Raw genomic sequence first — 7755 nt, 5'->3', positions numbered from 1 at the left:
AGGGAAAACGACCCGGACGCGTTTGACACACGCGAGGCCGAACATTAACATCGCTACGAGGAGCCCGCGATGAAGCCGCAGCTCTCCCAACGCTTCCAGTTCTCGCTCGCCTACGTCCTCGTGGCGGCCGTCGTCCTGTCGCTTCTCCAGTCGTGGCTCCTGGCGCCCCGCACCGTCGAGATCCCGATGTCGAAGTTCCTCGAGCTCCTGCGCGCCGACAAGATCGAAAAGGTCGCGCTGACGGACCGCGAGATCCGCGGCGTCGCGAAGCCCGACGCCCTGCCCACGGCGCCCGGCGAGGCCGGTGACCGCCTCCGGCGCTGGCTCGGCGGGGACGGCCCGGTCCGCGTCTTCACGGCGACGCGCATCCCCGGCGTGGACGACCAGCCCCTCGTCCGCGAGCTCGAGCAGCACCACGTCGAGTTCACGGGCCGCGTCGAGTCCACGTTCGTGCGCGACCTCTTCTTCGGCTGGGTGCTCCCCCTCGGTATCATGGTCGGCCTCTGGATGTTCCTCATGCGCCGGGTGGGCGGCGGCCCCACGCAGGCCCTCTCCTTCGGCCGTTCGAAGCACAAGATCTTCGACCGCAAGGAGCTGAAGACCAGCTTCGCGGACGTCGCGGGCGTGGACGAGGCCAAGGCCGAGCTCGTCGAGATCGTGGACTTCCTCCGGAACCCAAAGAAGTACCAGCGGCTCGGCGGGCGCCTTCCGAAGGGCGTGCTCCTCGTGGGCCCGCCGGGCACGGGCAAAACGCTGCTCGCGCGCGCCGTCGCCGGCGAGGCGGACGTGCCCTTCTTCACGCTCTCGGGCTCCGAATTCGTCGAGATGTTCGTGGGCGTCGGCGCCGCGCGCGTGCGCGACCTCTTCGAGCAGGCCAAGGACAAGGCGCCGTGCATCATCTTCATCGACGAGCTCGACGCCATCGGCAAGTCGCGCGCGGGGGCCACGGGCTTCGTCGGCGGCCACGACGAGCGCGAGCAGACGCTGAACCAGCTCCTGGCCGAGATGGACGGCTTCGACTCATCGAAGGGCGTGATCATCATGGCCGCGACCAACCGCCCCGAAGTGCTCGACCAGGCGCTCCTGCGTCCGGGCCGCTTCGACCGCCAGGTGGTCGTGGACAAGCCCGACCTGCGCGGCCGCGAGGCGATCCTCAGGCTGCACGCGCGCGCCGTCGTCCTGGCGTCGAACGTCGACCTCGGCGTGATCGCGGCGCGGACGCCGGGCTTCGCCGGCGCCGATCTCGCCAACATCGTCAACGAGGCGGCGCTGCTGGCCGCGCGCAAGGAAAAGGACGCGGTGGAGATGTCCGACTTCGAAGAGGCCATAGATCGAGTTGTTGCAGGACTAGAAAAGAAGAGTCGAGTGCTATCCGAAAAGGAGCGCGATATTGTCGCCCACCACGAGATGGGGCACGCCCTGGTGGCGGCGTCGCTCCCGCACGCCGACCCGGTGCACAAGGTGACGATCATCCCGCGCGGCGTGGCGGCGCTCGGCATGACCTACCAGCTGCCGACCGAGGACCGCTTCCTCCTCACGCGGAGCGAGCTCGAGGACCGGATCGCCGTGCTGCTCGGCGGCCGCGTCGCCGAGGAGCTCGTCTACGGCGAGGTCTCGACCGGCGCGCACAACGATCTCGAGCGGGCCACCGAGCTCGCCCGCCTCATGGTCACCAAGTACGGGATGTCCGAGCGGCTCGGCCTGGCGACCTACAGCGACACGACGCCGCTCTTCCTCAAGGGCTCGGGGCTCGGTGGCGAGCGGAACTTCAGCGAGGCGACGGCGCGGACCATCGACGAGGAGGTCCGCGCGATCCTCGACCGGACCCACGATCGTGTCTGCGGGGTCCTCACGACCAAGAAGGCCGTGCTGATCGCGGCGGCCGGGCAGCTGAAGCGCACGGAGACGCTCGAGGGCGAGGCGCTGCGCCGCGCGCTGGCGGGCGAGGGCGTGACGGAGGAGGCCGCGCGATGATCCAGCTCAGGCGGAGGACGTTCCTGGCGGCGCTCGTCGTGGTCCTGGTCGTCGGCGTCTCGCTCGGGGCATGGGTCAAGGGCCGGGGCGACGCCCGCGCCCAGGCGCTCGGCCCGGCGCCCGCGGCGCAGGCGCCGATCCTGCCGGTGCAGATGCCGCTGCCGAGCGGCTCGTTCGCCGCGGTCGCGGACGCGATCAAGCCGGCCGTGGTCAACATCAACACCGTGTCGCGGGGCTTCCCGGGGCGCACGCCGTTCGAGGAGTTCTTCGGCGAGGAGTTCTACCGCCGCTTCTTCGGCGAGGCGCCGGAGCGGATCCCCGAGCGGAGCCTGGGGTCGGGCGTCATCGTGGACCCCACGGGCATCGCGCTCACCAACGCCCACGTCGTCGAGCGCGCGACCGACATGGAGGTCACCACGCTCGACGGCAGCAAGCACAAGGCGAAGGTCATCGGCCTGGACAAGAAGACCGACCTCGCCGTGCTCAAGCTGGATGACGGTAAGAACACCTTTCGCTTCGCCCGGCTGGGCGACTCGGACAAGATGCAGGTCGGCGACTGGGTCATCGCCGTCGGCTCGCCGTTCGGCCTGCAGGCGACCGTGACGGCCGGGATCATCAGCGCCAAGGCCCGCCAGATCGGCCAGGGGCCCTTCGACGACTTCCTGCAGACCGACGCGGCGATCAACCCGGGCAACTCCGGCGGGCCACTCGTCAACATGCACGGCGAGGTGATCGGGATCAACACCGCGATCGTCGCCGGGGGCTCCGGCATCGGGTTCGCGATCCCGTCCAACATGGCCCGGAAGATCTACACGGAGCTCCGCGACAAGGGCCGCGTGACCCGCGGCTGGCTGGGCGTCTCGATCCAGCCGCTCACGCCCGACCTCGCCCGCGAGTTCGGGACCCGCGACGCCAAGGGGGTGCTCGTCAACGAGGTCGTGCCCGACAGTCCGGCGGCCCGGGCCGGCATCCAGCGGGGCGACATCCTGGTCGAGTTCGACGGCAAGCGGCTCGAGGGGCCGGGCGACCTGCAGCGCGCCGTCGGTCTCTCCGCGCCCGACCGCGTCGCGAAGCTCAAGGTCTGGCGCGAGCAGAAGGAGCTGGCGATCGAGGTGAAGATCGCCCAGGCGCCCGACGAGCGGGAAGCGTCGAGGCGCCCCGGCGGCCCCCGCTCGCTCCTCGGGCTCGAGGTGCGGCCGATCACGCCCGATCTGGCGGCGCGCCTCAACCTGCGCTCGCTCGAGGGCGTGTTCGTGGCGCGCGTGGAGGACGGGAGCCCGGCCGGCGAGGCGGGGGTCCAGCGCGGCGACATCATCAAGCAGATCAACCGCCAGAACATCCGCGGCATGTCCGACTTCGATCGCCTCACGCGCGACGTGAAGGAGGGCGACCGGCTCACGGTGCTCCTGCAGCGGGGCCCGATGTCGCTCTACGTAGCCTTCACGCTCGGCCGCGGGTGAGCGGGGGGCGACGCCGCCCGGCCATAGGGATCGCCGGAACACCAAACGGTCGTTATTTCAGCCACTTGACCCCAGTGGCTGAGGCATCTTAGCTAGACAGACTAAACTTATCTGCTATATTCTTTGTAGGATCAGTCGCCGATGAGCGTCGAGTTCAAGGACTATTACCGGATTCTGGGTGTCGACCGGAACGCGGACGACAAGGCGATCAAGTCCGCCTACCGGAAGCTGGCGCGCAAGTACCACCCGGATGTCGCCAAGACCAAGGACGCCGGCGAGCGGTTCAAGGAGATCGGCGAGGCCTACGAGGTTCTCTCGGATCGCGAGAAGCGCCGCCGCTACGACACGCTCGGCCCCGACTGGCAGCGCCACGTCCAGCAGGGTCCGGCAGGAGATCGCGGCGGGTTCAGGGTCGAGTACCAGGGCGATCCCGGCGACCTGGGAGACTTCTCGGAGTTCTTCCGCACCGTGTTCGGCGACCTCGGCGGCCGGCGCGCGGGGCGCGGCGCCGGCTTCGACGCCGGGGAGTGGTTCGGCGCCCGGCGGCCACGCCGAGGCCAGGACGTGCAGGCGGCGATCGAGATCACGCTCGAGGAGGCGTTCGCTGGCACGCGCCGCACCTTCGCGCTCGACCTCGACGAGCCGTGCCCGACCTGTCACGGCAGCGGCAACGTCAAGGGCCAGCCGTGCGCCACGTGTCACGGAAACGGCTGGGAGCGGGCGCGGCGCCAGGTGGACGTGAAGATTCCCGCCGGCGTCAGGAGCGGCCAGCGCGTGCGCGTCGCGGGCGAGGGCGGCGGCGGGGCCGGGGAGCGCGGCGACCTCTACCTCGAGGTGACCGTATCCCCGCACCCGATGTTCGAGCGCAAGGGCGACGACGTCCACCTGACGCTGCCGATCACCGCCCCCGAGGCGGCGCTCGGCACGACGCTCGAGGTGCCGACGCTCAAGGGCAAGGTCTCGATGAAGATCCCGGCGGCGACCTCGAGCGGCCGCGTGTTCCGGCTGCCGGGCTACGGGATGCCGCGCCTCAAGGGCGCGGGCGCCGGCGACCAGCTCGTGACGGTGAGGATCGTCATGCCGAGCGAGCTCGGCGCGGCGGAGAAAGAGCTGTACGAAAAGCTGAGGGCGCTCAGGCGGGACGACCCGCGCGCCTACCAGGGGTGAGAGGAGCATGAGACTCGACAAGTTCACGGTGAAGGCACAGGAAGCGTTGCAGGCGGCGCAGTCGCTCGCGGACCGCGAGGGCCACCAGGCGCTCGAGCCCGAGCACCTCCTCGCGGCGCTGGTCGAGCAGCCCGAGGGCGTCGTCGGCCCGCTGCTCGCCAAGCTCGGCGCGCGGCGCGAGGCGATCCAGCAGGCCTTGCGGGCCGAGCTCGCGAAGCTCCCCACGGTCACCGGCGGGAGCGGCCAGTATCTCGGCGAGCGCACGCGCAAGGCGCTCGCGCGCGCGCAGGCGGAGGCCGAGCGTCTCAAGGACGAGTACGTCTCGACCGAGCACCTCCTGCTGGCGCTCGCGCAGGAGCGCGACGGGGCCGCGGGGCGCCTCCTGGCGCAGCACGGCGCCACGCCGGACGCCATCTACAAGGCGCTCGTCGAGGTGCGCGGCTCCCAGCGGGTCACCGACCCGAATCCGGAGGACAAGTACCAGGCGCTGCAGCGCTACGCGCGCGACCTCACGGAGCTCGCCCGCAAGGGCAAGCTCGACCCCGTCATCGGCCGCGACGAGGAGATCCGGCGCGTCATCCAGGTCCTCTCGCGCCGCACGAAGAACAACCCGGTGCTGATCGGCGAGCCCGGCGTCGGCAAGACCGCGATCGTCGAGGGCCTCGCACAGCGCATCGTCGCGGGCGACGTGCCGGACGGGCTCAAGGGCAAGACGCTCGTGGCGCTCGACATCGGCGCCCTCGTCGCCGGCTCCAAGTATCGGGGGGAGTTCGAGGACCGGCTGAAGGCCGTGCTCAAGGAGATCACCGAGTCGGAGGGCCGGATCGTCTGCTTCATCGACGAGCTCCACACGCTCGTGGGCGCGGGCGCGGCCGAGGGCGCGGTGGACGCGGCGAACATGCTCAAGCCCGCGCTGGCGCGCGGCGAGCTCCGCTGCATCGGCGCGACGACGCTCGACGAGTACCGCAAGCACGTCGAGAAGGACGCCGCGCTCGAGCGGCGGTTCCAGCCGGTCATGGTGCGCGAGCCGTCCGTCGAGGACACGATCGCGATCCTCCGGGGCCTCAAGGACAAGTACGAGACGCACCACAAGGTGAAGATCAAGGACACGGCGCTCGTCGCGGCGGCGGTGCTCTCGCACCGGTACATCGCCGACCGGTTCCTCCCCGACAAGGCCATCGACCTCGTGGACGAGGCCGCGGCCCGCATCCGCATCCAGATCGAGTCCAAGCCGCAGGAGATCGACGAGATCGACCGCCGCGTGATGCAGCTCCAGATCGAGCGCGTCTCCGTCGCGCGCGATGACGATCCCCTCTCGCGCGAGCGGCTCCAGAAGATCGACGCCGAGCTGGCGGAGCTCCAGGAGAAGGGCGCCGCGCTCAAGGCCCGCTGGCAGGTCGAGCGCGAGGGCATCACGCGGCTCGGCAAGGTCAGGGAGGAGATCGAGGCCGCCAGGCAGCAGATGGCCGAGGCCGAGCGGCGGGGCGACCTCACGAAGGCCGCCGAGCTCCGCTACGGCACGCTCCTCGCGCTCGAGAAGCAGCTCGCCGAGCTCGAAGGGCGTCTCGCCGAGCGCGGGGCGCAGGGCCGCATGCTGCGCGAGGAGGTGGACGAGGAGGACATCGCCATCACGGTGGCGAAGTGGACCGGGATTCCGGTGACGCGGCTCCTCGAGGGCGAGATCCAGAAGCTCGTCCGCATGGAGGAGCGGCTCGCGGAGCGTGTGGTCGGCCAGGAGGAAGCGATCCGCGCGGTCGCGAACGCCGTCCGGCGGGCGCGCTCCGGCCTCGCGGACGAAAACCGCCCCATCGGCTCCTTCCTGTTCCTCGGGCCGACCGGCGTGGGCAAGACCGAGCTCGCGCGGGCGCTCGCCGAGTTCCTGTTCGACGACGAGCGGGCCATGATCCGCCTGGACATGTCCGAGTACATGGAGAAGCACACGGTGGCGCGGCTCATCGGCGCGCCCCCCGGCTACGTCGGGTACGACGAGGGCGGCCAGCTGACCGAAGCCGTGCGCCGGCGTCCGTATTCTGTGGTCCTGTTCGATGAGATCGAGAAGGCGCACGCCGACGTCTTCAACGTCCTGCTTCAGCTCCTCGACGACGGCCGATTGACCGACGGCCACGGCCGCACGGTGGACTTCCGGAACACGGTCGTCATCATGACCTCGAATCTCGGGAGCCACATCTTCCGCGAGTACGAGAAGCCCGACAAGGTGCGGCCGCTCCTCATGCAGGAGCTGCGGAACACGCTGCGGCCGGAGTTCCTCAACCGCATCGACGAGGTGGTGATCTTCCACCCGCTCGGGCGCGAGGAGCTCGCGCGGATCGTCGAGATCCAGCTCGGGCGTCTCCGCCGCCGGCTCGAGGCCAAGCGCCTCACGCTCGAGGTGACCGACGCGGCGAAGGCGCTGCTCGGCCGCGAGGGCCACGACCCGACGTTCGGCGCGCGGCCCCTCAAGCGCACGATCCAGCGGCTCATCCAGGATCCGCTGGCGCTCAGGCTGCTCGAGGGCGAGTTCAAGGAGGGCGACACGGTCGTCGTGGACGCGGTGGGCGACGCCCTCACCTTCAGGCGCGAGGTGGCCGCGGAAGTCCTGAACTGAATCGAGGACGGGGGGCCATGGCATCCTAAGCGCGTGACCCCCCGTCCCCGGCTCCACCCCGCCTGGATCGTGCTCGGCGCGATCACCCTCTGCATGCTGGCCGGCTCGGGCGTCCGCTCGGTCTTCGGCGTCTACATCAAGCCCATGGAGGCCGAGTTCGGCTGGGGGCGCGGCGCGCTCTCCGGCGCCGCCGCGATCTCCCTGCTCCTGCTCGGCGCCACCGGCCCGCTCGTCGGCCGACAGGCCGATCGCTGGGGCCCGAGGCGCGTCGTCGGGGCCTCGCTCCTCCTTCTGGGCGCCGGCGCGATCGGCGCGGCCTTCGTCCAGCGGCTCTGGCATGTGTACGTCACGACGGGCCTGCTCATGGGCCTCGGCGCCGGCGGCGTCGCGATGACGACGGCCGCGACGGTCGCGACGCGCTGGTTCGAGGCGCGGCGCGGCGTCGCCATCGGCATCGCGGCGGGCGGAATGTCGGCGGGCCAGCTCGTCGTGGTCCCGCTCGCCACAGCGCTCACGCTGTGGCTCGGCTGGCGGGGAAGCTTCTTCTGG

5 protein-coding genes are annotated in these 7755 nt (G+C 70.8%); all 5 read left to right on the top strand.

The window, feature by feature from the left end; genetic code table 11:
• Positions 1 to 69: 69 nt before the first annotated feature.
• Positions 70 to 1974 carry an ATP-dependent zinc metalloprotease FtsH gene (gene ftsH / locus VKG64_16480; GenBank protein ID HKB26633.1) on the top strand — a complete coding sequence of 635 codons (1905 nt, stop codon included), beginning with the start codon at positions 70 to 72 and terminating at the stop codon, positions 1972 to 1974.
• Positions 1971 to 3434, top strand: a complete 1464-nt coding sequence (locus tag VKG64_16475; GenBank protein ID HKB26632.1) for a Do family serine endopeptidase — start codon at positions 1971 to 1973, stop codon at positions 3432 to 3434. The genes ftsH and VKG64_16475 overlap by 4 nt, the downstream gene beginning before the upstream one ends.
• Positions 3435 to 3575: 141 nt before the next feature.
• Positions 3576 to 4601 (top strand): DnaJ C-terminal domain-containing protein, encoded by a 1026-nt coding sequence (locus tag VKG64_16470; protein HKB26631.1) that lies wholly within the window; start codon positions 3576 to 3578, stop codon positions 4599 to 4601.
• Between the two features lie 7 nt (positions 4602 to 4608).
• The gene (clpB, locus tag VKG64_16465; protein ID HKB26630.1) at positions 4609 to 7206 is read left to right on the top strand and encodes an ATP-dependent chaperone ClpB; all 2598 of its coding nucleotides are present in this window, start codon (positions 4609 to 4611) and stop codon (positions 7204 to 7206) included.
• Positions 7207 to 7239: 33 nt separating this feature from the next.
• Positions 7240 to 7755, top strand: a 516-nt coding sequence (locus VKG64_16460; protein ID HKB26629.1) for an MFS transporter, incomplete at its 3' end; no start/stop codon positions are given.

It is taken from the genome of Candidatus Methylomirabilota bacterium (assembly GCA_035260325.1).
Classification (GTDB): Bacteria; Methylomirabilota; Methylomirabilia; order Rokubacteriales; family CSP1-6; genus AR19.
Note: the sequence above shows the minus strand (reverse complement) of the source record. Positions and strands in the feature narration are given on the sequence as shown.

Bases quoted from the DNA above. Each gene is read 5' to 3' on its own strand.
- ftsH (HKB26633.1), top strand. From the start codon at position 70: ATGAAGCCGCAGCTCTCCCAACGCTTCCAGTTCTCGCTCGCCTACGTC.
- clpB (HKB26630.1), top strand. From the start codon at position 4,609: ATGAGACTCGACAAGTTCACGGTGAAGGCACAGGAAGCGTTGCAGGCG.
- VKG64_16475 (HKB26632.1), top strand. From the start codon at position 1,971: ATGATCCAGCTCAGGCGGAGGACGTTCCTGGCGGCGCTCGTCGTGGTC.
- VKG64_16470 (HKB26631.1), top strand. From the start codon at position 3,576: ATGAGCGTCGAGTTCAAGGACTATTACCGGATTCTGGGTGTCGACCGG.